Annotated in this window: 21 protein-coding genes and 1 pseudogene; 6 read left to right on the top strand and 16 right to left on the bottom strand. The window is 73.8% G+C overall.

Going from position 1 to position 23,528, the window contains the following annotated elements; all coding sequences use genetic code 11:
- Nucleotides 1-17: 17 nt before the first annotated feature.
- From JNW98_RS18410 to JNW98_RS18440, 7 genes and pseudogenes are all read right to left on the bottom strand, one after another.
- Complete coding sequence (locus tag JNW98_RS18410; protein ID WP_223769346.1) at nt 18-737, bottom strand: GntR family transcriptional regulator; 720 nt, start codon at nt 735-737, stop codon at nt 18-20.
- Nucleotides 738-825: 88 nt separating this feature from the next.
- Nucleotides 826-2,202: an aldehyde dehydrogenase family protein gene (locus JNW98_RS18415; protein WP_223769347.1), complete on the bottom strand. Its 1,377-nt coding sequence runs from the start codon at nt 2,200-2,202 to the stop codon at nt 826-828.
- Nucleotides 2,199-3,203 carry a proline racemase family protein gene (locus JNW98_RS18420; RefSeq protein ID WP_223769348.1) on the bottom strand — a complete coding sequence of 335 codons (1,005 nt, stop codon included), beginning with the start codon at nt 3,201-3,203 and terminating at the stop codon, nt 2,199-2,201. The genes JNW98_RS18415 and JNW98_RS18420 overlap by 4 nt, the downstream gene beginning before the upstream one ends.
- 48 nt (nt 3,204-3,251) lie before the next feature.
- Nucleotides 3,252-4,184 (bottom strand): dihydrodipicolinate synthase family protein, encoded by a 933-nt coding sequence (locus tag JNW98_RS18425; RefSeq protein WP_223769349.1) that lies wholly within the window; start codon nt 4,182-4,184, stop codon nt 3,252-3,254.
- 525 nt (nt 4,185-4,709) lie between these two features.
- Nucleotides 4,710-6,152 (bottom strand): annotated as a pseudogene (locus tag JNW98_RS18430) (FAD-dependent oxidoreductase); the annotation flags it as partial.
- Nucleotides 6,133-6,444 carry a (2Fe-2S)-binding protein gene (locus JNW98_RS18435; protein WP_223769350.1) on the bottom strand — a complete coding sequence of 104 codons (312 nt, stop codon included), beginning with the start codon at nt 6,442-6,444 and terminating at the stop codon, nt 6,133-6,135. The gene JNW98_RS18435 and the pseudogene JNW98_RS18430, both read right to left, overlap by 20 nt.
- A gap of 384 nt (nt 6,445-6,828) precedes the next feature.
- Nucleotides 6,829-7,980 carry an NAD(P)/FAD-dependent oxidoreductase gene (locus JNW98_RS18440; RefSeq protein WP_223769351.1) on the bottom strand — a complete coding sequence of 384 codons (1,152 nt, stop codon included), beginning with the start codon at nt 7,978-7,980 and terminating at the stop codon, nt 6,829-6,831.
- A gap of 166 nt (nt 7,981-8,146) precedes the next feature.
- Between JNW98_RS18440 and JNW98_RS18445 the strand changes: the two genes are divergently transcribed.
- On the top strand, nt 8,147-9,037 hold the full coding sequence (locus tag JNW98_RS18445; RefSeq protein ID WP_223769352.1) for a DUF2127 domain-containing protein: 891 nt from the start codon (nt 8,147-8,149) through the stop codon (nt 9,035-9,037).
- Nucleotides 9,038-9,097: 60 nt separating this feature from the next.
- A complete protein-coding gene (locus tag JNW98_RS18450; protein WP_223769353.1) occupies nt 9,098-9,424 on the top strand; it encodes a hypothetical protein in 327 nt (108 codons plus the stop codon).
- Here JNW98_RS18450 and JNW98_RS18455 read toward each other — a convergent pair.
- The 6 genes from JNW98_RS18455 to JNW98_RS18480 form a co-directional block, all read right to left on the bottom strand.
- Entirely contained in the window at nt 9,413-10,762 is a 1,350-nt protein-coding gene (locus JNW98_RS18455) for an aminopeptidase P family protein (RefSeq protein ID WP_223769386.1), read from the bottom strand. The genes JNW98_RS18450 and JNW98_RS18455 overlap by 12 nt on opposite strands.
- Nucleotides 10,763-10,977: 215 nt before the next feature.
- Nucleotides 10,978-12,423 carry a glyceraldehyde-3-phosphate dehydrogenase gene (locus JNW98_RS18460; RefSeq protein WP_223769354.1) on the bottom strand — a complete coding sequence of 482 codons (1,446 nt, stop codon included), beginning with the start codon at nt 12,421-12,423 and terminating at the stop codon, nt 10,978-10,980.
- Nucleotides 12,424-12,481: 58 nt separating this feature from the next.
- On the bottom strand, nt 12,482-13,735 hold the full coding sequence (locus JNW98_RS18465; RefSeq protein WP_223769355.1) for an MFS transporter: 1,254 nt from the start codon (nt 13,733-13,735) through the stop codon (nt 12,482-12,484).
- A 68-nt stretch (nt 13,736-13,803) separates the two neighbouring features.
- Nucleotides 13,804-14,310 (bottom strand): glutathione peroxidase, encoded by a 507-nt coding sequence (locus tag JNW98_RS18470; RefSeq protein ID WP_223769356.1) that lies wholly within the window; start codon nt 14,308-14,310, stop codon nt 13,804-13,806.
- Between the two features lie 123 nt (nt 14,311-14,433).
- A complete protein-coding gene (locus JNW98_RS18475) occupies nt 14,434-15,639 on the bottom strand; it encodes a hypothetical protein (protein ID WP_223769357.1) in 1,206 nt (401 codons plus the stop codon).
- Nucleotides 15,640-15,717: 78 nt separating this feature from the next.
- A complete protein-coding gene (locus tag JNW98_RS18480; protein WP_223769358.1) occupies nt 15,718-17,070 on the bottom strand; it encodes an NsdA family TPR-like regulatory protein in 1,353 nt (450 codons plus the stop codon).
- A 230-nt stretch (nt 17,071-17,300) separates the two neighbouring features.
- Here JNW98_RS18480 and JNW98_RS18485 point away from each other — a divergent pair, with 230 nt between their 5' ends.
- From JNW98_RS18485 to JNW98_RS18500, 4 genes are all read left to right on the top strand, one after another.
- On the top strand, nt 17,301-17,666 hold the full coding sequence (locus JNW98_RS18485) for an ATP-binding protein (RefSeq protein WP_372459272.1): 366 nt from the start codon (nt 17,301-17,303) through the stop codon (nt 17,664-17,666).
- A complete protein-coding gene (locus tag JNW98_RS18490; protein ID WP_223769360.1) occupies nt 17,663-18,172 on the top strand; it encodes a hypothetical protein in 510 nt (169 codons plus the stop codon). Before JNW98_RS18485 ends, JNW98_RS18490 begins: the two co-directional genes overlap by 4 nt.
- A gap of 374 nt (nt 18,173-18,546) precedes the next feature.
- Complete coding sequence (locus tag JNW98_RS18495) at nt 18,547-19,008, top strand: NUDIX domain-containing protein (RefSeq protein WP_223769361.1); 462 nt, start codon at nt 18,547-18,549, stop codon at nt 19,006-19,008.
- A complete protein-coding gene (locus tag JNW98_RS18500; protein WP_223769362.1) occupies nt 19,005-21,035 on the top strand; it encodes an ABC transporter ATP-binding protein in 2,031 nt (676 codons plus the stop codon). The genes JNW98_RS18495 and JNW98_RS18500 overlap by 4 nt, the downstream gene beginning before the upstream one ends.
- Before the next feature lie 62 nt (nt 21,036-21,097).
- Here JNW98_RS18500 and JNW98_RS18505 read toward each other — a convergent pair whose 3' ends face one another.
- From JNW98_RS18505 to JNW98_RS18515, 3 genes are all read right to left on the bottom strand, one after another.
- Entirely contained in the window at nt 21,098-22,090 is a 993-nt protein-coding gene (locus JNW98_RS18505; RefSeq protein ID WP_308015626.1) for an aldo/keto reductase, read from the bottom strand.
- A 427-nt stretch (nt 22,091-22,517) separates the two neighbouring features.
- Entirely contained in the window at nt 22,518-22,961 is a 444-nt protein-coding gene (locus JNW98_RS18510) for a DUF5709 domain-containing protein (protein ID WP_223769363.1), read from the bottom strand.
- Nucleotides 22,958-23,413, bottom strand: a complete 456-nt coding sequence (locus tag JNW98_RS18515; RefSeq protein WP_223769364.1) for a hypothetical protein — start codon at nt 23,411-23,413, stop codon at nt 22,958-22,960. Before JNW98_RS18515 ends, JNW98_RS18510 begins: the two co-directional genes overlap by 4 nt.
- Nucleotides 23,414-23,528 lie beyond the last annotated feature (115 nt).

The raw sequence follows: 23,528 nt of genomic DNA on the forward strand, positions 1-23,528 counted from the left end.
CGCGCCGCGCGGCCGCGTCAGGGGCGGGCGCCGGCCGTCTTGCGGAGGGCGGGCCGCTCCGCGGCCTCCGCTGCCGCGTTCGCGGCCCAGAGGGAGCGGACGTGGCCGAGGTGCCGGGCCATGCACGCCTCGGCGGCCGCCGCGTCGCCGGCGAGCATCAGGTCCAGGAGTTCGACGTGCTCCTCGGCGGACGGGATGAGCTCGTTCCGCTCGTCGAGGGCGGTGAGGCCGTAGAGGCGGGAGCGCTTCCGGAGGTCGCCGACGGTCTCGACCAGCCGCTCGTTGCCGGAGAGGCCGAGGAGGGTGAGGTGGAAGAGCCGGTCGGCCTCCAGGTAGCCGATGAGGTCGTGCTCGCGGGCGGCGCGCACGATCTCCTCGGCGACCGGGCGGAGCGCCTCCAGGTCCGCGCGGTCGGCGGTCCGGGTGATCCGGCCGACCATGGGCACCTCGATCAGCGTGCGGATCTCGGTGTACTGGTCCAGGTCGCGCTCGTCGACCTCGGTGACCCGGAAGCCCTTGTTGCGGACCGGTTCGACCAGCCCCTCCCGGGCGAGGTCGAGCATGGCCTCGCGGACGGGCGTCGCGGAGACGCCGAAGTCCGCGGCGAGGCCGGGCGCGGAGTAGACCTCGCCCGGGCGCAGCTCGCCGGAGATCAGCGCGGCGCGCAGGGCGTGGGCGACCTGGTCGCGCAAGCGCTCCCGGGCGGTGATGAGATTGCGCTGCTTGAGGTGGCCCATGGTGTCCCTTTCGCGCCCCGATGGACTGGACCACCAGCGTACAATGTCACATTGCGTTTTGCCCCACTTGCCGTGTCATCCCGCTGCCTCACCCGGCATCGTGCGGCAGCAGCGTGTACGTGCGCTCGGCCGTGTAGAACTCCAGCGCCGCGCGGCCCTGTTCGCGCGGCCCGTGGCCGGAGGCTCCCGTGCCGCCGAAGGGGAGGTGGAAGTCCACGCCGGTGGTGGGGGCGTTGACGCGGACCATGCCGGTGCGGAGCGCGTCGAGCCCGTGCAGGACGGCGTCCAGACCGGCCGTGTGCACCGACGTGACCAGCCCGTAGGAGACGGAGTCGGTGATCCGTACGGCCTCGGTGAGGTCGGCGGCGGGCAGCAGGGCCGCGATCGGCCCGAACACCTCCTCGGTGAGCAGCCGGTGCCCCGGCGGCACCTTCTCCACCAGCGTCGGGGCCGCGTACCACCCGGGCCCCTCGGGGGCGGGCCCGGCGGCGAGGACGGACAGGCCGTCCGCCGCCTCGGCCACCCGGTCGCGGGCCCGCGCGGAGATCACGGGACCGCAGACCGTCGCGGGGTCGGCGGGGTCGCCGGCCGGCAGCGCGCGGACGGCCTCGGCCAGGGCCTCGCGGAGGGGGTCGAGGGCGGCGCCCACGGCGATGACCCGGCCGGTGGCGGTGCACTTCTGGCCCGCGTACCCGGCGATGGCGGCGGCGATGTGCGCGGCGGCCCGTCCGATGTCGGCGTCGGGCAGCACGATCGCGGCGTTCAGCCCGCCCGTCTCGGCCTGGACCGGGACGCCGCGGGCGGTCGCCGCGGCGACGACGCGGGCGCCGACGGCCGTCGAGCCGGTGAACGAGACGGCGTCGGCCGCGCCGAGGACGGCGGCGCCCTCCGCCGCGCCGCCCGGGACGACCGTGAACACCCCGCCCGGAAGCTCCCGTTGGATGATCTCGGCGAGGCGAAGGGCGCAGACGGTGGCCTCGGGCGCGGGTTTGAGGACGACGGTGTTGCCGGCCGCCAGGGCGGGCGCGGCCTTCCAGCTCGGGATGGCGAACGGGAAGTTCCACGGCGTGACGAGGCCCGCGACGCCGTGCGGGCGGCGGCGGGTGAGCAACAGGCCCCGCCCGGCGGCTGGTTCGTGGACGGTGCCGGTGGGCTCGTACGGTGCCTGGGCGTAGTAGCGCCAGATCGCGACCGTACGGGCCACCTCGGCGCGCGCCTCGGTGACGGGCTTGCCCACCTCGCGTACGGCGAGGGCGGCGAGTTCGGCGGTGGCGTCCTCGATCGCCCCGGCGATCGTGGAGAGGACCGCCGAGCGGGCGCCGGCGCCCCGCCACTCGGGCTGGGCGGCGCGGGCCCGTGCGACGGCGTCCTCGGCGGCGCGCGGGCCGGGCGCGGTGAACTCGGTGAGGACGTCGGCCGGATCGGCCGGATTGGAGGAGGTGTACGAGGCGGGGGCGGGAGTCACAGGAGGAAGCCTCCGGGGAAGGGGTCGTCCGGGTCGAGGAAGTACTGGGCGGTGCCGGTGATCCAGGCGCGTCCGGTGATGGCTGGGACCACGGCCGGGACCCCGCCGACCTCGGTCTCCGCGACCAGGCGGCCGGTGAACCGGGTGCCGATGAAGGACTCGTTGAGGAAGTCGCGGCCGAGCGGGAGGGCGCCGCGGGCGTGCAGCTGGGCCATCCGGGCGGAGGTGCCGGTGCCGCAGGGCGAGCGGTCGAACCAGCCGGGGTGGATGGCCATCGCGTGCCGCGAGTGGTACGCGTCCGAGCCGGGGGCGGCCAGGTAGACGTGCTTGAGTCCGCCGATCTCGGGGTGTTCGGGGTGGACGGGCCGGTCCGGCGAGGCGTTGACCGCCTCCATGACGGCGAGTCCGGCGGCCAGCAGCTCGTCCTTGCGGTCCCGGTCGAACGGCAGTCCCAGGGCGTCGAGTTCGACGAAGGCGTAGAAGTTGCCGCCGAAGGCGAGGTCGTAGGTCACCGTGCCGTACCCGGGGACGTCGATCTTCCGGTCCAGGGCGGCGCAGAACGACGGCACGTTGGTGAGCGTCACCGCCTTCGCCGCGCCGTCCTCCACCCGCACGTCGACGGTGACGAGCCCGGCCGGGGTGTCGAGGCGGACGGTGGTGACGGGTTCGACGACGGGCACCATGCCGGTCTCGACGAGGACGGTGGCGACGCCGATCGTGCCGTGGCCGCACATCGGCAGCACCCCGGAGACCTCGATGTAGAGGACCCCGTAGTCGGCGTCGGGGCGGGTCGGGGGCTGGAGGATCGCGCCGCTCATCGAGGCGTGGCCGCGCGGCTCGTACATCAGGAGGGTGCGGAGGTGGTCCAGGTGCCCGGTGAAGTGCCGCCGCCGCTCGGCCATGGTGGCGCCGGGGATCACCCCGACGCCGCCGGTGACGACGCGGGTGGGCATGCCCTCGGTGTGCGAGTCGACGGCGTGGAAGACGTGGCGGGTGCGCACGGACGTCCTTTCTGGCTTCTCGCGTCTGGCTTTCTCGCGAGGTCGGGGTCAGTGGTGTCCGTCGGCGACGGCCTTCTCGGTGGCGGCGCGCACCAGGGCCTCGACGTCCGGGGCGAGCGGCAGCCGCGGCGGCCGGCTGGGACCGCCCCGGAACCCGACGACGTCCATGGACACCTTGATGGCCTGCACGAACTCCGTCCGCGAGTCCCAGCGCAGCAGCGGGTGCAGGGAGCGGTAGAGCGGCAGCGCGGCGCCGAGGTCGCCGTCGGCGGCGGCCCGGTAGAGGGCGGCGCAGGCGGCGGGGAACGCGTTGGGGTATCCGGCGATCCAGCCGACGGCGCCGGCGGTCACCAGCTCCAGCAGGACGTCGTCGGCGCCGACGAGCAGGTCGAGCCCGGGCGCGAGTTCGGCGATCTCGTAGGCCCGCCGGACGTCGCCGGAGAACTCCTTGACGGCGACGATCGACCCGTCGCGGTGGAGGGCGGCCAGCAGCTCGGGGGTCAGGTCGACCTTGGTGTCGATGGGGTTGTTGTACGCCACGACCGGCACCCCGGCCTTCGCGACCTCCGCGTAGTGGGCCCGGACGGCACGCTCGTCGGCGCGGTAGCCGTTCGGCGGCAGCAGCAGCACGGAACCGCACCCGGCCTCGGCGGCCTGCTCGGCCCACCGCCGCGCCTCGCCCGATCCGTACGCCGACACCCCCGGCATCACCCGGGCCCCGTCCCCCGCCGCCTCGACGGCGGTCCGCACCACGCGGGCCCGCTCCTCGTCGGTGAGCGTCTGGTACTCGCCGAGCGACCCGTTGGGGACGACGCCGTCGCACCCGCCGTCGAGCAGCCGGCGGACGTGGGCGGCGTAGGCGTCGTGGTCGATCGTGAGGTCGCCGTCCGTGAGGTCGCCGTCGCTCTGATGGAAAGGGAGCGCGGTGGCGACCATGACGCCGCGCCAGGGATGGGTGGTGTTCCAGGAGGTGGCGGTCATGCCGATGCCCTTCTGTGCTGTATGACATTTTATTAAGGGGTGGGGGTGCCCACAAGGGGGCGGTGGCCGTGGTCAGTCGACGGGTGGGGCGGGGGCTTCCGGGCCGCCGGGACGGGACGGCTCCGAGCGGCCGGGCTCGGCGGGGCGGGCGGGTTGGGCGGGTTCCCGCCCGTCGGGGGCCGGGGGTCGCTGCCCGCCGGGCGTGCCCGGTCCACGGGTTCCCCGCCGCTGTACGGGCACGACCGGATCGCGGGGCTCGTGGACGCCGACCGCGCCGGGGCCGGAAGCGTCCCGGATGCCGAACGGGGGCGGCGATGAAGGCCGTTGGGCTTCCGGCGCACTCTGCCCGTACGGCGCCCGGCTGTCGCGCAGCCCGGTTGCGGCTGCTCCCTGCCCGCCGCGGGTTCCCACCCCGTCCAGGGTCCGATCGGCGAACTCGCCGAGTACGTAAGGGCCCTGACCGCCGGGCCCGGCGGCGCCGCACCGCCCCAGGCCGGCGACCCCCGTAGACTCACCACCTTCCCCCTCGTCAAGCGCGGCCAGCGCCCCGAGCGGTACGGGTACGGCGAACGGCCGGCGGGCCGGTGTCGGCGGTACGGACCCCGGTGCCGTACCGCCGGCGGCCAGGCAGGACACGGCGGTGCCGCAGACGCGGCCCTGGCACCAGCCCATGCCCGCGCGGGTGAGGAGTTTGACGGTCCGTGCGTCGCGGGCGCCGAGGTCGGCGACGGCCTCGCGGACGCGGCCCGCGGTCACCTCCTCGCAGCGGCAGACGTCCGTGTCGTCGGTGAGCCAGTCCGTCCAGCCCTTCCCCGGGGCGTGGGCGGCGGCCATCGCGTCGGCGAAGGAGCGCAGCCGGTCGCGGCGTCGGCGCAGGGCCCGCAGGCGCTCGCTCACGGCGGGACCGACCCGGCCGGAGAGCCGCACGGCTGCCGCGACGGCGGCCAACTCGCCCTCACTCCAAGCAAGTTGCCAGCCACCAACCCCGGCGGTCTCCCCTGCGGCCCAGAGGCCGGGAACGGTGGTCTCCTGGAAGCCGTTCACAACGAGGGCATCGGTTCCGTCGGGGGTGCGGCGGGTGGCGCAGCCGAGGCCGGTGGCCAGTTCGATGCGCGGCTCCAGGCCGTGGCCGACGGCGAGCGCGTCGCAGGCGATCCGGCGGCCGGTGCCGGGGACGGGCCGCCAGTCGCGGTCGAGGCGGGTGACCGTGACGGCCTCCACCCGGTCGGTGCCGTGCACGCGGGTGACCGCGCTCCGGGTGCGTACCGGCACCCGGCGCCGGAGCAACGCCCCGCCGTGGTACGCGGCTTCGAGTGCCTTGTGCGGGTTGACGGCGAGGGCGCGCGGGTGGCGGGCGTAGCCGAGGTAGCCGGACGCCTCGACGACGGCCGGGACCCGCGCGCCGGCGGCGGCCAGCGAGGAGGCGACGGCGAGCAGCAGCGGCCCGCTGCCCGCGACGACGACGCGTTTCCCGGGCAGGACGAGCCCGGACTTGAGCATCGCCTGAGCGCCGCCCGCGCCCACGACGCCGGGAAGCGTCCAGCCGGGAAACGGGAGTTGACGCTCCTGCGCGCCGGCCGCCAGGAGCACCGCCCGGGCCCGGACCCGTACCGGCTCACCGCCGTCACCGTCGGGGCCGGTGAGGGCGTGGACGCTCCACGCGTCCTCGCCGTCCCGGGTCACGGACCAGACGTGGTGCGCGGCGAGGTGGTCGACGCGGCTCGTCGCCATGCGCGCGCGCAGGGCGGCGAAGGCGGCCCCGCCCTGAGGTGTGCTTGAGGCGGTACCCCGGAAGTACTGGCCGCCGGGCCGGTCGGCGGCGTCGAGGAGCGCGACGGACAGCCCCAGCCCGGCCGCGGCGACCGCGCCGGCCGTCCCGGCGGGGCCCGCGCCGATCACCGCGAGGTCGTAACCATCGAGGTCGTATCCATCGAGCGGGGCCCGGGGCTCAGACGGCGAGTCCGGCACGGCCGTTCCCCTCCTGCGTGGTGACGGCGTCCCCGGGCCGGGCCGCCACCAGGCAGGCCCGCCGGTTGGGCTCGCCGTTGACGGTGGCGAGGCAGTCGTAGCACTGCCCGATCCCGCAGAACGCGCCGCGCGGCCGGCCGCCGACCCGCGTCGTCCGCCAGGCGACCACGCCGGCGCCCCACAGCGCGGCGGCGATCGTCTGACCGGGCAGGGCACGGACGGGACGCCCGTCAAAGCTGATGTCGAACGCGGCGGTGTCGTGCGGAACGCCGGGTGCGCGGCGGCGCGCCATGGCGGGGCTCCTTTCGGTGGGGTGACTCGGGGGACGATGACTCGGCGTCCCGATGACGCCTGGTGGGGAAGGACGCGCGATGGTCCCGGGCGCGGCGCCGCCGCGCCGCACCGGCGCGTTCGCACGGCGCCGCCGCGCACGCACCCGTGGGATGCGGACGCGTACGCGCGCCGGAGCGGCACGGGCGCGCCCGCCCGCACGGCGGAACCGGGTGCGGAACACCCGAGTCGCCACGGCATGGTGAACCGGCTGAACCGGCGGGCCGGGGCACGCCTCCGGCCGGTACCGGACGGCGAGAGCGGCGCGCAGCCCTTCGGTGAAGCGGCGCGGGCGGTAGGAGCGCCGGACGCGGCGGGGGCCACCGCCCCCCGCGCACAGCCGCGCTCATGCCGCCACCGCCGCGAACCGCTCCGGCGCGAACGGCCGCGGGTCGACCGGAGGTCGACCATCCGTCAGCAGGGCGGCGATCAGCGCGCCGGTGGCCGGGGCGAGGCCGATGCCCGCGCCCTCGTGGCCGCAGGCGTGGAGGAGGCCGGGGACGTGCGGGTCGGGGCCGATGGCGGGGAGGTGGTCGGGGAGGTACGGGCGGAAGCCGGCGTACGTCCGCAGGACGCGCACGCGGGCGAGCACCGGGAACAGGGCGGCGGCCCCCGCCGCGAGGCGGCGCAGCGCCTCGGCGGACAGCGCGCGGTCGAAGCCGACCCGCTCCCGGCTGGCTCCGATGAGTACCGGGCCCGCCGGGGTGCCCTCGACGACCGCCGAGGTCTGGAGGGCGGCCGACCCGCTGGCCACGTCGGCGACGTAGTCCGCCGCGTACACCTTGTGCCGGACGACGCGCGGCAGCGGTTCGGTGACGAGCACGAAGCCGCGGCGCGGCAGGACGGGCAGGTGTGCCCCGGCCAGCCGGGCCACCTCGCCGCCCCAGGTGCCGGCGGCGTTGACGACGTACGGCGCGTGGACGGCGCCGGCGGGCGTCCGGACGCCGCGCACCTCGCCGCGGGGGCCGGTGAGGACGGCGGTCACCCGCTCGCCGGTACGCACCCGGGCGCCCGAGGCGCGCAGCAGGTGGGCGGCGGCGAGCGCGGGCTGCACCTGGGCGTCCTGCGGGTAGAGGAAGCCGCCCGCGAGACCCGGGGCGAGGTGGGGTTCCAGGTCGCGGAGCCCGTCCGCCGGCACTTCGACGGCGGCCACGCCCGCTGCCGCCTGGCGGTCGGCGAACGCCCGGAGCGCGTCCGCCCCCGCGGCCTCGGAGGCGACGACCAGCCCGCCCTTGGCCTCGTACTCGACGGCCGCCGGGAGAACGTCGGCCAGCTCCCGCCACAACTCGGTGGAGCGCAGCGCGAGTTCGAGCTCCGGTCCCGGCTCCTTGTCGGAGACGAGGAGGTTGCCCTCGCCGGCTCCCGTCGTCCCGCCGGCGACGGGCCCGCGGTCGAGCACGGTGACGGACAGGCCGGCGCGGGCGGCGTAGTAGGCGCAGGCGGCACCGATCACGCCCGCTCCGACGACGATGACGTCCGGGGAGTCGCTGGAGGGCATGCGCTGTAATATTTCACATTGCACAGAGCCTGCCAAGAGTCGTTTCGAACAAACGGCCAACCGGCTCCCGCGACACCCCGCCCCAGGCAATGACGGCGTCAAGCGCGGCGTGCCGCACCCGCCGGATCGGCATAATCCTGCGCGGACCGATCGAAGGGGGACATCAGTGACGGACACCCCGACGCCAGGGCCGGCCCCGAACCCAAAGCCCGCCCCGGCCTTGGAGCCCGCCCCGGGCGTACGGCCGCGCCGCCGCCGGATCGGCTACGAGCTGCTGGAGTGCGCGCTGCACGGCCACCGCCTCGTCGGCACCGACGCCGCCCGCGTCCGCCCCGAGGACGCGCTCGTGGTGCGCGAGACACCCGACGGCCACCGCTGGCACCGCTGCCTGCGCTGCGACGCGTGGCTGCCGCTGCCCCCGCCGGACCACCCGGAACGCGAGGTCCCCGAGGGGCGCGACGCCATCGAACTCCCGCTCCGGGGGCGTCCGCTGCGAGACCGATACGTCCTCCGCCTGATCGCCCTCGACCGCCTGGTGCACTTCGTGGTGCTCGCCGTCCTCGCCGTCGCCGTCTTCGTCTTCGCCCGCGAGCGCTCCCGCCTCCGCGGCCCCTTCTACCGCGTCGTGGACGACCTCCAGAACGGCGTCGGCGGCCCGAGCGGTGTCCACGGCCACGGCCTGCTCGGCGACTTGGACAAGGCGTTCGCCGCGCACGACCGCACGCTGTGGGTGATCGGCCTCGTCATCGCCGCGTACGCGGTCCTGGAGGGCGTGGAGGCGTACGGGCTGTGGCGCGCCGCGCGCTGGGCCGAGTACCTGACCTTCGTCGCGACGAGCGTGCTGTTGCTCCCCGAGGTCTACGAACTCCACGAGCGCGTCAGCCCGTTGAAGGTGTGCACCCTGATCGTCAATCTCGCCGTGGTGGCCTATCTCCTCTATGCCAAGCGCCTGTTCGGCCTGCGCGGCGGCGCCCAGGCGGAGGAGGCCGTACGGGAACGGGACAGCGGCTGGGAGGCGCTGGAACGGGTCCATCCGGGCCGGGGCCACGCGGACTGAGGGGTCCACTTGGCGCGTCAGCCGAACGCCACGCGCCACCGCCGTCGCTGTGGTGTGCGGATGAGCGAGATACCCCACCGGCCGGTATCCAACCGCTGGGCCGACGCCGTCGGTCCCGGCGACCGCCGCTCCTCGGTCGACCGCTGCGACTGCGTCGCGGAGGACGAGCCCGGCTCACCGGAAGGGACGTTCCGTCAGGTCTGGATCTCCTTGCACACCTCGGGGCGCGACGTGCTGCCGCTCCTGGTCAACGCCTGCTCGGCGGCGTGCGTCGACGCCCTGCCCACTCCGGCCGAGGGCTACGTCGGAACGCCTCACACCGGCGGGTCGGGGCTCGTACAGCCGCCGGCCGGAGCGGCACCGTTCGTCCCCCGACTACCGGGCTGACGCGGCCAGTTCCCCCATCCACGCCTCGATCGCGTCCGGCGTCCGCGGCAGTGCCCCCGACATCAGCCGCGCGCCGTCGGCCGTGATGACGAGGTCGTCCTCGATGCGCACGCCGATGCCGCGCAGTGCGGGCGGCAGCGTCTCGTCGTCGGGCTGGAGGTAGAGGCCGGGCTCGACGGTCAGGACCTGGCCCTCCTCCAGGACGCCGTCTAGGTAGGCGTCGGCGCGCGCCTGGGCGCAGTCGTGGACGTCCAGGCCGAGCATGTGGCCGCTGCTGCAGAGGGTGTAGCGGCGGTGGAGGTCGCCGTCGGGGGTCGCGAGGACGCCCCAGTCGGCGAGGCCCTCGGCGATGACGCGCATGCCGGCCCGGTGGAAGTCGCGGAAGCTCGCGCCGGGTTTGAGGGCGGCGATGCCCGCTTCCTGGGCGGCGAGGACGAGTTCGTAGACCTGCCGCTGGACGGGCGAGAAGCGGCCGGAGAGCGGGAGGGTGCGGGTGATGTCGGCGGTGTAGAGGGTGTCCGTCTCCACGCCGGCGTCGAGGAGGAGCAGGTCGTGCGGGTCCAGCCGGCCGTCGTTGCGCGTCCAGTGCAGGACGCAGGCGTGCGCGCCGGACGCGGCGATGGTCTCGTACCCGGTGCCGTTGCCCTCGGCGCGGGCGCGCAGCCCGAAGACGCCCTCGATCCAGCGCTCGCCGCGCGGGTGCGCCAGGGCGCGTGGGAGGGCCCGGACGACGTCCTCGAAGCCGGCGGCGGTGTGGTCCACGGCCTGTTGCAGCTGCCCGACCTCCCAGGCGTCCTTGACGAGCCGCAACTCGCTGAGCACGGTGGCGAGTTCGGCGTCGGTGGCGGCGTCGCGGCCGGGCGGGAGGGCGGCGTCGGGGTCCAGGGGCGTGCAGCGGATGCCCGTCGCGCGCTCGGTCTCGGCGGGGTCGGCGGACCGGCCGACCCAGAACTCGCCGTGGCGGCGGTCACGGTAGAACGCGGAGGAGGCGGCGGAGCGCGGCGGGCGCGGCCGGACGTACAGCACCGCCTGGTGCCGGTGCGGGCCGTCCGGCTCCAGGACGAGGACGTGGCCGGCCTGGTCCTCGCCGGTCAGGCCGGTGAGCCAGGCGTAGGCGCTGTGCGGGCGGAACCGGAAGTCGCAGTCGTTGGAGCGGACCTTCGCCGTGCCGGCCGGCACGATCAGCCGCTCGCCCGGGAAGCGGGCGGAGAGGCGGGAGCGGCGCGCGGCGGCGGTGTCCGCGATGGGCGACCGGATGCCGTCGGGGGACGGTACGGGCGCCCAGCCGGCTCCCATGAACGCCGCCAGTTCCTCGGACACCGGCAGGTCGTGGCTCATCGTACGGATGGGGGCGGCGGCGGCTTCGGGCACGGCCTTTCCTCCTGGGACTGGAGCGAACGTCAGTACAATTTCACATTACGGTGTCACAGGTCACGTGTCATCGGTCGCGGCGAAAAAGGGCCGCTCCCCCGCCACGACGCGTGACGAGGGAGCGGCCGGTGATCCCGGGTGGTGCGGCCGGTGATCGTGAGAGGTACCGCCGGGCCGTCGGGTCAGACCACCGGCGCCGGGTACGTCGGGTACTCCACCCCGGAGACGTGCTGGACGACGCGGACGACCTGGCACGAGTAGCCGAACTCGTTGTCGTACCAGAGGTAGAGGATCGCGTTGTCGCCCTCGACCTTGGTGGCGCCGGCGTCGACGATCGACGCGTGGCGCGAGCCGATGAAGTCGCTGGAGACGGCGTCGGGCGCGCTGATGAAGTCGATCTGGCGCTTGAGCGGCGAGGTCAGCGACACGTTGCGGAGGTAGTCGAGGACGTCCTCGCGGGTCGTCTCGCGGGCCAGCCGCAGGTTGAGGATGGCGATCGAGACGTCCGGCACCGGCACGCGGATGGAGCTGCCGGTGATCCGCGCCTTGAGGTCGGGCAGCGCCTTCGCGACGGCGGAGGCGGCGCCGGTCTCGGTGATGACCATGTTCAGCGGCGCGGAACGGCCACGACGGTCCGAGTTGTGGTAGTTGTCCAGCAGGTTCTGGTCGTTGGTGAACGAGTGGACGGTCTCGACGTGGCCGTTGAGGACGCCGTACTCGTCCGCCATCGCCTTCAGCGGCGGGACGATCGCGTTGGTGGTGCAGGACGCGCAGGAGATGATCTGCTCGTCCGGCTTGATCATGTCGTGGTTGACGCCGTGGACGACGTTCGGGACGTCGCCCTTGCCCGGCGCGGTCAGCACGACCTTGGCGATCCCGGGCTGGAGGTGCTTCGACAGCCCCTCGCGGTCGCGCCACTTGCCGGTGTTGTCGATGAGGATGGCGTCCTTGATCCCGTACGCCGTGTAGTCCACGGCCGTCGGGTCGTCGGAGTAGATCACCTGGATCTCGGTGCCGTTGGCGATGATCCGGCTGTTCGCCTCGTCCACGGTGATCGTGCCCTGGAACTGGCCGTGGATGGAGTCGCGCCGCAGCAGCGAGGCGCGCTTCACGATGTCCTGGCCCGCGCCCTTGCGGACCACGATGGCGCGCAGCCGCAGGCCGTTGCCCGAGCCGGCCTTCTCGATGAGCAGCCGGGCGAGCAGGCGGCCGATGCGACCGAAGCCGTAGAGGACGACGTCGCGCCCCTCGCGGCGCTCGATCTTGTCGTCACCCAGCGCCCCGGCGACGGCCTCTGCGGTGAACTCCTCCACCGACAGGCCGCGGTCGTCCGCCTGGTAGGTGGCGGCGAGCATGCCGATGTCGATCTGCGACGGGCCGAGGTCGAGCGTGGTCAGAGCGCGCAGGAACGGCATCGTCTCGGTGACCGCGAGCTCCTCCCCCGCGATCTGCCGGGCGAACCGGTGGGTCTTGAGGATGCTGACCACCGACTTGTTCACCAAGGAGCGGCTGTGGACCAGGACGGTCACGTCCCGCTCCCGGTGCAGCTTCCCGATGATCGGGATCATCGACTCCGCGATCTCCTCGCGGTACTTCCAGTTGGCGAACGTGTCGTCATTGACAGTCACAGGCGTATCTTTCGAGCTAGGCGGCGCTCATATGCTAACCCCACGCGTGTTCGATCCCTCAAGGGGTGCCGGTGGCTGGTTCCTCACACTCCCGTTCCCCACACTCCCGGGCGGCCGTTCCGGACGCCGGTTCGCCGTCGGCGGCACCCGTCCGGACGAGCAGCGGCTGGGCGGCGGCCAGGAGCAGGCAGAGGGCACCCGTGCCCAGCCACAGCGGCGTCACCCCGGCGTGCTGGAGGAGCTGCGTACCGGTGATCGGCGCGGCCACGGCGGCGATGCCCCAGCAGAGTCCGTACACGGCCAGGTAGCGGCCGGTGCCGCCGGGCGGGGCGAGCCCGGCGACCACGGCGAACGCCCGGCCGAGCAGGAACGCGTCGCCCAGGCTCCACACCACGGTGGCCGCGACGTGTCCGGGCAGCGTGTGGGCGAGCCCGTAGCCCGCGATGCCCGCGCCGAAGAGGACGTACCCGAGTGCGAGCGCCGCCGGAGCGGGCAGTTCCGCGAACCGGCGCACGCGGAGCGCGGGCTGCGCGGCGACGACCGTCACGGCGGAGACGGTGAGGAGGAGCCCCGCGTCCGCGGGTTCCAGGCCGCGCCGCTCCAGGGCCAGCGGCAGCGCCATCAGGAGCTGCGAGTAGACAAGCGCGAACACCGTGCCGGAGAGCAGCATGAGCAGCAGCGCTGTGTCGCGCCAGGGGCGGACGCGGGCGGCTCCCTCTTCCAGCGGCTCGCGCGCCCGGTCACCGCCGGACGCGTGATCGGCCGGCAGGGCCAGCTGCACGACCACCGCGCAGACCAGGCACGTCAGCGCGTCCACGACGAACAGCCACCGCAGCCCCCAGCGGCCGAGCGCGGCCGCGAGCAGTCCGGCGCCCATGCCGCCGGCGGCGAGGGCGGCGTTGAGCAGGCCGAAGGCGCGCACCCGGTCGGCGGGGCCCACGGCGTCGGCGATCATGGCCTGGCTCGGCGGCTCGTACAGCTCGAAGACCAGCCCGAGGAGCACCGCCCAGACCGCGACCGCCGCGAGCGACCGGGCGCCGGCGACGCCGAGCTGGGTGACGGCGCAGCCGGTCAGGCCGAGCACCATCGTGCGCCGCCGCCCGATCCGGTCCGCGAGCCGCCCGCCGGCCAGCCGCGACGGGATCGAGGCGAGCCCGAAACCCGCCGTGACGAGCCCGGCGGTGGCGGCGCTCGTCCCGTAGTCCGTGCTGATGAGCACGGTGAGGAACGGCAGCGAGAAGGCCCCGAGCCGATTCACCGCCCGCGCGACCACCAGCAACCGCACCGCCCGCGGCAGTCCTCGCCCCCACATGCCCGGCTCCCCCTTGGTCCGCCCATCGCCCCGGTCAAGATACGGAGCGTACGGGGCGGTGGGCGCCGTCAGGCGGGCAGAACGGCCTCGATGGCGGCCGTCACCTCGGGAGCGTCAGGCTCGGTACGGGGGCTGAACCGAGCGGCGACCGTGCCATCGGGGGCGATGAGGAACTTCTCGAAATTCCATCGAATGTCACCTGTGTGCCCCTCGGCGTCGGCGGTGTCCACCAGCCCGGCGTACAGCGGGTGCCGGCCCTCGCCGTTGACGTCGGTCTTCTCCGTCAGCGGAAACGTCACGCCGTAGGTGGCCGAGCAGAAGGTCGCGATCTCCTCCGCGCTGCCCGGCTCCTGCCCCATGAACTGATTGCAGGGCACACCCAGCACCGTGAAGCCGCGCTCGGCATACCGCTGCTGGAGCTTCTCCAGGGCGGCGTACTGCGGCGTCAGCCCACACCGGGAGGCGACGTTGACGACGAGGACGGCCTTGCCGCGGTACTGAGCGATGTCGGCGGGGCCGCCACCGAGGGCATCGATCTGCACATCGTGAAAGGAGGGGCCAGAGGGGACGGACATGTGCGCTCCTTGAACGGTCTCCACCGGGCCGGCCACTACGGACCGCCCCGCTCTACGCCCCCGATTCTCCCCGACGCCCCTCCCGTCCCACCGCCCCTCCCCCCGCCCCCCGCTGCGAGCGCTTCAGCCTCCCGCGCCCCTGGAACCGGAACGGCGCAACCTCCGTTTGACGGTGACGAAGGCGACGATCACGGCAGCCAGAAAGGCCCAGCGGAAGGGGACCGAATCGACGAAAGCCACCCAGGAGAAGCCCCGGTCGTCGTCCGCGCTCCGCGCCTCGTCGGGAGACGGCCCACCGCTCAGCAGGATCTGCCGCGTTCCGGCGCCTCGCACCGGCCTGTCCCAGGACCGGTCCACCGTCGCGGACGCGTCGGGCCACTCGCCCTTGAACCGGCCGGCGTCCACCTTCCGGAACGGGACGTTCGTCAGGTCCACACCGCCGAACACGTACGTCTTCTCGTAGATGGCGTCGCCCTCCGTCGTGCGGCGCGTCACCTTGAACTCGACCTTGGTGTAGGAGTCGACGTAGGCGTCGAAGGTGTCCCGCGGCTTCCAGTCGCTCTTGGCGGTCCAGCGGCTGACGTCCCCCTGGTCGATCAGCTTCGCGTACGTGGCGTTCTCGCGTCGGCTGCCATCGCGGTACCACTCGGCCGCCACCCGGCTGAGGTACACCCGTCGCAGCTCCGCGTACTCCGGCGCGGTGTTCACCGCCTCTTCCACACGCGGCAGGATCATGCTCCGGAAGACGGACTCGTTGTGCTGCTCGACCGACTTCTCCTGCTGCGCGCACGATGCTGCCTCTCCGGCGCCGCGCCCCTTCAGGTACTGGGTCTCCATCTTCACCGAGAGCGGCGCGTCCATGATGTACAGCTCGTCCGGCGTCGCACGCACCTTGGCCTCACCCGGCACGATCCAGGTGCGCATGGACATGCACGTTCCTCGAAGCCTGCTGTGGTACTCCTCGCCGAGCTTGCCGTCCGGGTGAATCAGCTGCGCGATCGTCTTCTTCATCCGCAGATCGGCCTGGAGCAGGACGCGCCCCGCGTCGGTGCGTCCGAACGCGGGGTCGACGATGCGATCCGGTTCGGTGGGGTTGAGGTTGACCCAGAACGCGGACGGCCGGAGGGCCAGCCAGACGAAGAACGCGTCCGATGCCTCCTTCACCGCCTTGACCCCGTCCGCTCGTCGGTTCTCACCGGTGCGCCTGACGGGTGAGGCTCCCATGGAGTAACGCAGGCCGGTCTTGGCCGAGCCGGTATCGGACAGGTAGCGCAGGTTGAGTGAGGAGAAGTCGATGCCGCCCGGGTTCGCGTCGAGCTGCGCCAGCATCTTGGCCAGCGCTGACGGCCGACGTCCCTCGGCGCCGCCCTTGGCATCCTCTTTGTCACAGGGGTCGCCGTACAAGCCCTATGCCGCGGCCACCAGTTCCCGCGCCCTCTCGTTGAAGTCGGCGACAAGCCGGTGCCGCCCGAAGGGCCGCAAACGCTTCTGCAGGTCCTGCACCGCTTCGACGCACCGCGAAGACTTCACCTGCCGCGACAGCTTCAGCGTCCGGATGCCGGCGGCGTACGCCGACTCGAGGTCGCGTCGCTGCAGATGGGAAACCGCGAGTGCGGCTTGCGACATCGCGCCGCGCCGCGCCCGCTTCTGCTGGGCGGCATGCTCGATGGACCGGCGCGCATGCTCCTCGGCCGCCGGGGCGTCGCCCAGGTCGCGGAAGGTGTTCGCGTGCTCTCCGTGTAGGTAGGCCGGGTCGATGAACGCCGCCCAGTCGGGTTCCTTGGTGAGGTCGACCCGCTCGTACGCCTTCTCGGACCGCCCGACCGCGCGGGCCGCGGCCGGCTTGTCCCCGAGCAGGGCGAGCGCCCGTGCCTCCAGGCACCACAAGTCGGCAAGGCAGGCCGGGGACGCCGTCTTCGACAAGCCTTGGCGCCCGGCCTGCGCGAGGCGCCGCCCTTCGGCCGGGTTCCCCAGCAGCGTGGCCTGATCGGCCATACCCGCGAGCACATGAGCGCCGAGCGCGGGATCGTGCGCCTCCTCGGCGAGGCGTAGCGACTGGATCAAGTAGCGCTGTGCGACCGAGTGTTCCCCGTTGTCGTAGGCCATCCACCCGAGCAGGTACGTCTGCTCCGATGTCGCCTCGCACAGCGCACGGCGCACGTCGTCACTGTGGGCCCTGCGCAGCAACGGGTACACGTGGGCGTTCATGTAGTCGGCGAGCACGAGTCGGCCCGACCCACCGCCCTGGAAGATGTCCATGCGCTGAAAGGTCGTGAACATGTTCTTCACCGCGTACACGTCCTCAAGGCGCACCTTGGGCCCGGGCTCGGGCGCCTGGTCGAGGGTGTTGAGCAGCCAGTCGCGAGAGGGTCCGACCCCCGCGACGGCCGCGAACGGTGCGGCTGCAAGGAACTTCCGTCGGTCCACGTCAGCTCTCCCCAGGTCTGCGATGGCTTCCACCGTAGCCGTGTAGGAGGAGTTGTACACGAGCGCGGTGTCGATCGCGCCGCTGTCGCCGAACCCAAGATCGTAGGTTGTGACGCGGAAGCCGAAGTGTTCGGAGAACACAGCGGCAAGGATGCCGGGGAGCGGTGCGCGCGGGGCTTCACCACGGAGCCAGCACCGGACCCGCGTCGCGTTCGGGGAGATGTGCGGCTGACCCCACTGGACTGCCGCCGCTTTGACACGCCGCGCCAACTCTCCACGGCTCATCCCCGACCGGTCCAGCCACTGGTCGAGCTTGTCGTTCGGCACCGTCATGATCACGACCTTCTGCGACGAGGAGCCTGCGAAAGCGACACCTTTCGACACCCCTCTCGACGGTACCCACGGATTCGGCGCGCGTGTTGCCTTGTCGAAGGAAGCACTCGTCCGTGACGCACAACCTCCCTGTTGCGCCCGACCCGTAGGGGACACGCATGATCAAACACCAGCGGAGTGCACCCTCCGCCTGCTGTGCCCTTCCCGTCGTCCCACCACTACGCCTCGTCGTGGAGAGCTCCGGCAGAGCACCCTCCACGGCTCGGGCATACGCCCGGAAAGTGGTCGAGAACGCCGTCGCCGGCACCGATCCCGACTACGTGTTCACCGTCGCGCTCGTCGTCACGGAGCTGGTGACCAACGCGGTGCGCTACGGCACCGAGCCCGGTGACTCCCTGCTCGTCGTGCTCGACGCCGACGACGTCCGGGCCCGCGTCGAGGTGCACGACACCGTCCGCCGGGTGCCCCGGCTCAAGCCGGAGAGTGGTGAACGCGCGAGGGGCCGTGGGCTCCGCATCGTCGACGCCCTCGCCACCTGGGGAACGGGCGAACGCCCCCTGGGCAAGTACGTGTGGGCGGAGGTGAGGAGGCGGTGAGCGCCTCTCCCGTCAAGGCCACGCCGAGCCTCGCGTTCCTCACGGACGTCACGTTCGCCACCGGCATGCACTACTCGGACACCGGCGCCGTCGCGCACCTCCTGATGACCCAGACCCCGCCCCGCCGGGCCGGCGAAACCGTCGAGTGGATCGAGGCCGGCATGCGCGCCCTCGCCTTCTGCCTGGGCCTCGGCCCGGTCGAGGAGGAACCCCGCTATGTCGGATCGCGGATCTCTCTGCACCGCGGCATCGTCCGGCTCGACTACGGCGACGACTGGTGGGAACTCCGGATCCCCGGGACCGGCCGGACGTGGCGCGACCACGTCGCCGCCGGTGGCCCCGTCCGCCTGGTCCTCTCGTTCGAGCCGCCCCCCGGCGGCCGCGGCAGGGAGGACATGATCCGGTTCGTCGAGGCGGGTGTCGGGGCCGGGAAGGTGCGGTGGGGCACTACGCGGGCGCGTCCCCGTTTCCGTCGCAGCGTGCGGCCGGGACGCGCCGGGGTCTGAGCCCGGCTCGCGGGGGCGTTCACCCAGCCGGCTGCAAAGTCCGGGCGTCGCACAGGTGACTCGCGGGCGGGGCGGGGGCGGTGGGGGAACGTTCCCGGGGGCGTCGGCGGCGGTGTTCTCGAGCGCAACGCAAGGCCCGGATCGGGTGACGGGACACGCCCGGGTGAATCGCACAGCGGGTGCCGGGCCGGCCGCCGTGTCGTTGCTGGGTCGTTGACGGTGGATCGAATTCCCGCTCGATCAGAGGCACTTGGGGAGCCGTGACGTCCACGATCGGGGGTCGTTTTTCCGAGCACCCGTCCGATCAGGACCGTCAAGGAGGAGGCGCGGTGCATCACCGCAACGAACGTCACTCACTCACCACGGAGGCGCCCTTGCCGTTCGAATCCCGCACGGGACCCTGCCCGTGCACCGTCGACGTGATGGTGCTGCTGCACCGGGAGGACGGCAGGGTGCTGCTCGTCCGCCGGGACGGCCCGCTCGTCCCGCCCGGCGGTGTGCTGCGGTACGGCGAACCGGTCACCGCCCGGGCCCTGCGCGAGGTCCGGCGGCAGACCGGGGTCGGGGTCGACCCGGATGATCTGGAGTTCTGCCACCTGGTCCACCGCCGCACCACCGGCGGCCAGGGGCGGCTCGCGGTGGTGTTCACCGCCCAGCGGTGGGTCGGCCGGCTCCGGTCCCGGGAGGACAGCGGCCGGGCGGCGATGGTGTGGGCCGATCCGGCCCGGCCGCCCGCGGACCGGACGGCCCACACGGCCGCGCTGCTCGACGCGTTCAACGCCGGGGCGCTGCTGTCCACCGACGACTGGGCCACCAGGGCGGGAGGGGCGGCGTGAAGAGCGCTCGCGAAAAGACGCAGGAGGGCGAGGGGTCGGCGTCCGAGCGGCTGCTGTTCGGCGGGCCGCTGCTGTACGACGCGCGCTGGGCGCACCACCACCACGCCTTCTTCGAGATGACCCTCTGGACGATGGCGCTGCAACTGCCCCGCATGGTGGCCTTCACCGCGCGCCTCGCCCTGCGCGCCGACCGGCGTGCGCTGTGGACCGTGGGCCTCGCCGAGCTGGTCCGCGGTGCCGGTCAGGCCGTCGGGCTGATCGCGGTGAACAGCGTGCTGGCCGGCGTCCTGGCCGAGGGGACGATCGGACAGCGGGTGCAGTCGGCGATCCCGGCGATGATCGGCGTCGCGGTGACCGGGGCCGTCGGCGCGCTGGCCGACGCCGCCTCCACCGCCGGTACCGGCCGGCTGGAGCCGAAGGTGGAACGGGTCGCCACCGAGATGTACCTGGCACGGGTCGCGCGGGTGGAGCTGGCCGCGATCGAGGACGCCCGCTTCAACCGGCTGATGGATTCCGCCCAGTACGGAGCCGGTTCCGCCCGCCGCATGGTCAAGGTGTGCACGGGAGTGATCGGTTCGCTGGTGAGCTTCGCGGCAGCCGCCGGCGTCCTCACCGTCCTGCACCCGGTGCTGCTGCCGCTGCTGATCCTGATGACCGTCCCCCGCTCCTGGGCGTCGCTCCGCAGCGCCCGCGCCCGGTACGCCAGTTACCTGCGGTGGATGCAGCACGCGCGGGCCGGGCGGCTGCTGTCGCAGACGCTGATGCGCACGGGCCCGGCCGCGGAGATCCGCGTCCACGACGTCGGCCCGTTCCTGCTGCACCACTTCCGCGCGATGGCGGAGGCGTCCGAGGCCGAGCAGTCGCGGCTGGCGACGGGCCGGGCCCGGGTCCGGCTGCTCGCCTCCGCCCTGACCGGGCTGGCCGCGGTCCTGACGTACGCGGCGCTCGGCGCGCTGCTCGCCACGGGCGTGATGTCGCTGTCCATCGCGGGCACGGCCGTCCTCGCCATCCGCGGCGGCGGGCAGAGCCTGACCGCCCTCGTCCTCCAGGTCAACAACCTCTACGAGGAGTCCGCCTACGTCGGGGACCTCGAACGCCTCTTCACGGAGGCGCGGAAGTACACCATCCCGTCCGGCGGCGCGCCGGTGCCCGACGAGGTGTCGCTGATCCGCTTCGAGAACGTCACCTTCCACTACCCCGAGGACGACGACGAGAAGGAGGCGGCCGGGGAAGGGAAACCCGGCGGGCGGAAACGGCCGGCCCTCAAAGACGTCACCCTCGACATCCCCGCCGGCCGGATCGTGGCCTTCGTCGGCGAGAACGGCTCGGGCAAGACGACCGTCTCGAAGCTGCTGGCGGGCCTGTACCAGCCGGACGCGGGCACCGTCCGGTGGGACGGCGTCGACGCCCGCACCCTGGACCGCGACCGGCTGTGGGCGCGGATCGGCATGGTGGGCCAGGACTTCCACCGCTGGCCGTTCACCTGCCGGATGAACGTCGCCGTCGGCCGCCCGGGCCGGCCCGTCGACCAGGCGGCGGTGGAGGACGCCGCCGCGTACACCGGCGCCGACACGGTGGTGGAAGAGCTGCCGCACGGCTGGGACACCCTGCTCTCGAAGGGGTACCGCGGCGGGCACCAGATCTCCGGCGGCCAGTGGCAGCGGCTCGGCATCGCCCGCGCCCGCTACCGCGACGCGGACATCCTGATCGTCGACGAACCGACCTCCGCCCTCGACGCCCGGGCGGAGCTGGAGGTCTTCGAGCGGATCCGCAAGCTGGCGGACGGCGGGCAGACGGTCGTCCTGATCACCCACCGCCTCGCCTCCGTCCGGCACGCCGACCTCATCCACGTCCTCGACAAGGGCCAACTGGTCGAGTCCGGCACCTTCGAGGAGCTTCTGCACCGCCCGTCGGCGGGCGTCTTCCGCGAGCTGTACGAACTCCAGCGCGCCCAGTACCAGGACGCCCGGCTGCCGGGCATGCGGACCCCGGCCGACGCGGAGGGGGGCGGCGGCGTGATGCGGTGAGCGGCGCCGGGCCGGGGTGCCTCGTTCGGGGGACCCCGGCGCGGCTTGTCTCCGTTACCGCGCTAGGCGGCGGGCCGGAGGGCGGCGTCGACGAGGGCGAGTTCCTCGTCCGTGAAGGTGAGGTTCCGGGTGGCGGCCAGGCTGTCGTCGAGCTGTGCCGTGCTGCTGGCCCCGACGATCACGGAGGTCACCGTCGACCGCAGCACCCAGGCCAGCGCCAGCTGCGTGAGCGTCTGCCCGCGTTTGGTGGCGATGTCGTTCAACGTCCGCAGGCGGTGGACGAGTTCGGGCGTCACGTCGGTGGAGGACAGGAACGGGCTGGCGCCCGCCGCCCGTGAGCCGGGCGGGATGCCGTCGAGGTAGCGGCCGGTCAGCAGGCCCTGGGCGAGGGGCGAGTAGACGACCGTGCCGATCCCGAGCTCGTCCAGCGTGTCCAGCAGCTCCTCCTCGGGGGCGCGGTCGAGGAGCGAGTACCGGGGCTGGTGGAGGAGGAGCGGCGTGCCGAGGTCGCGGAGGACGCGGGCGGCCTCGCGGGTCTGCTCGGGCGAGTAGTTGGAGACGCCGGCGTAGAGGGCCTTGCCCTGACGGACGGCGGTGTCCAGGGCGCCCATGGTCTCCTCCAGCGGGGTGCCGGGGTCCGGGCGGTGCGAGTAGAAGACGTCCACGTACTCCAGGCCCATGCGGCTCAGGCTCCGGTCGAGCGAGGCGAGGAGGTGCTTGCGGGAGCCCCATTCGCCGTACGGGCCCGGCCACATGAGGTAGCCGGCCTTGGTGGAGACGACGAGCTCGTCGCGGTGCGCGCGCAGCCCGCCGTCGAGTACGCGGCCGAACGCGGTTTCCGCCGCCCCCGGCGGCGGGCCGTAGTTGTCGGCCAGGTCGAAGTGGGTGACGCCGTGGTCGAAGGCGTGGGTGACGAGGGACCGCTGGGTGTCGAGGTCGCGGTCGGTGCCGAAGTTGTGCCACAGCCCGAGGGAGACGGCGGGGAGCTTCAGGCCGCTGCGGCCCGCGCGGCGGTAGGGCATGGCGGCGTAGCGGTCGGGGTTGGCGAGGTACAAGGCAGACCTTTCCGTGGATCCGGCCGGGTGCCGCCAGCCTGGCTGACGCGGGCGGCGGGCGCCAGGGACCGTTTCGGTGAGTCGGGGGGCCGGACGGGCGGAAGGCCGGTGGGGCAGAGGGCCGGTGGGGCGGAAGGCCGGAGGGGCGGAAGGCCGGAGGGGCGGAAGGCCGGAGGGGCGGAAGGCCGGAGGGGCGGAGGGCCGGCCGACGGCCCGTGGCGCGTCGCCCGTGGCCGGCGGCCGGTGAACCCGTGGCGCCAGGCCGGTGATTCATGGCCGGTGAGTCTGTGACCCCTCGGCGGTGGCCGTGGCCGGTGGCGCGTCGCCCCGCCGCCCGTGGCGGTGAGCCCGTATCCCTCGGCCCGTCGCCCGTCGCCCGTCGCGGTGAGCCCGTGGCCCTCGGCCCGTCGCCCGTCGGAGGCTCTCGTCAGAGACTCTCGTCGTCCCGGATCCGTACCGCCTCCTCCTCCGCGGAGAGGCCGTCGGTCGTGCCCTCCTGGGCGTAGACGTCCTGGTCGCGCGGGCGGTCGGGGTCGGGTTCGTCGTAGAGGAGGCCGGCGGGTTCCTCGTCGCCGGCCTCCGCGTCCGCGGTGGGCTCGTCGGGCTCGGGGTCGTCCCGGGCGGGCCTGGCGGGGTCGGCGGCCCGGGCCGGGTCCGCGTCGGGCTCCTCCTCTTCCAGCCGGTCGTCCAGCGGCCGGCCCTCCCGCAGTTCCTCGGCGGTCGGCCGGTCCTGGGTGACGGCGGTGGGGGTGTCCCCCGGTACCGGCATCCGCTGCGGGTCGCTCGACCGCTGCTGTTCCGGCGTGCCGTCCTGGAGGTCGGGGATGCCCTCGTCCTCGGGGGACGCTCCGGGGTCGTGGGGGGTGGTCACGGGGTCTCCTTCCCGGTCTCGGTGGCGTGTTCCTCGGTGGCCCGCTTCCCGGCGGTGCCTTCCCGTCCCAGCCGCTGCCGTTCGTGCTGCCCGTGCCGCGCCTCCCGGCCGCGCTCCCCGGGCGGGCGGCCGTATCCGGGCGGCGGGTCGACCTCGACGGGCGGGTGCCACGGCCCGCGCCGCACCTCCTCGCCGGGCTGCAACCCTTCGACGGGGCCTTCGGCGATCTCCGGCTGCTGTACGTCGCTGCCGGCCACGTTCGGCGTGTCGCCCTTGCCGATCGGCGCGGGCCGCGCACGCGGCGCCCCGCCCTCGTCCCGTCGTCGCCCGCTCCGGCCGCTCGGGCCGCTCGGGCCGCTCGGGCCGCTCGGGCCGCTCTCGGCGCTCCGGCCGTTCCGCTCGTTCCGCGGGTCCGTCGAGCCCTGCTGACGAGCGCCGTGGTCTGCCTGCATGACGTCCTCCGTTCCGGGGCGTTCCGTCGGTCCACCGGCCGTCGGCTCGGCGCCGGTGGCTCCGTGACGATCAGGCGCCTGCCCGCCGCGAGGGCTCCGACGCCTACCGAGCGCC

The organism is Streptomyces huiliensis (assembly GCF_020037025.1).
In the GTDB taxonomy this organism is placed as follows: domain Bacteria; phylum Actinomycetota; class Actinomycetes; order Streptomycetales; family Streptomycetaceae; genus Streptomyces; species Streptomyces huiliensis.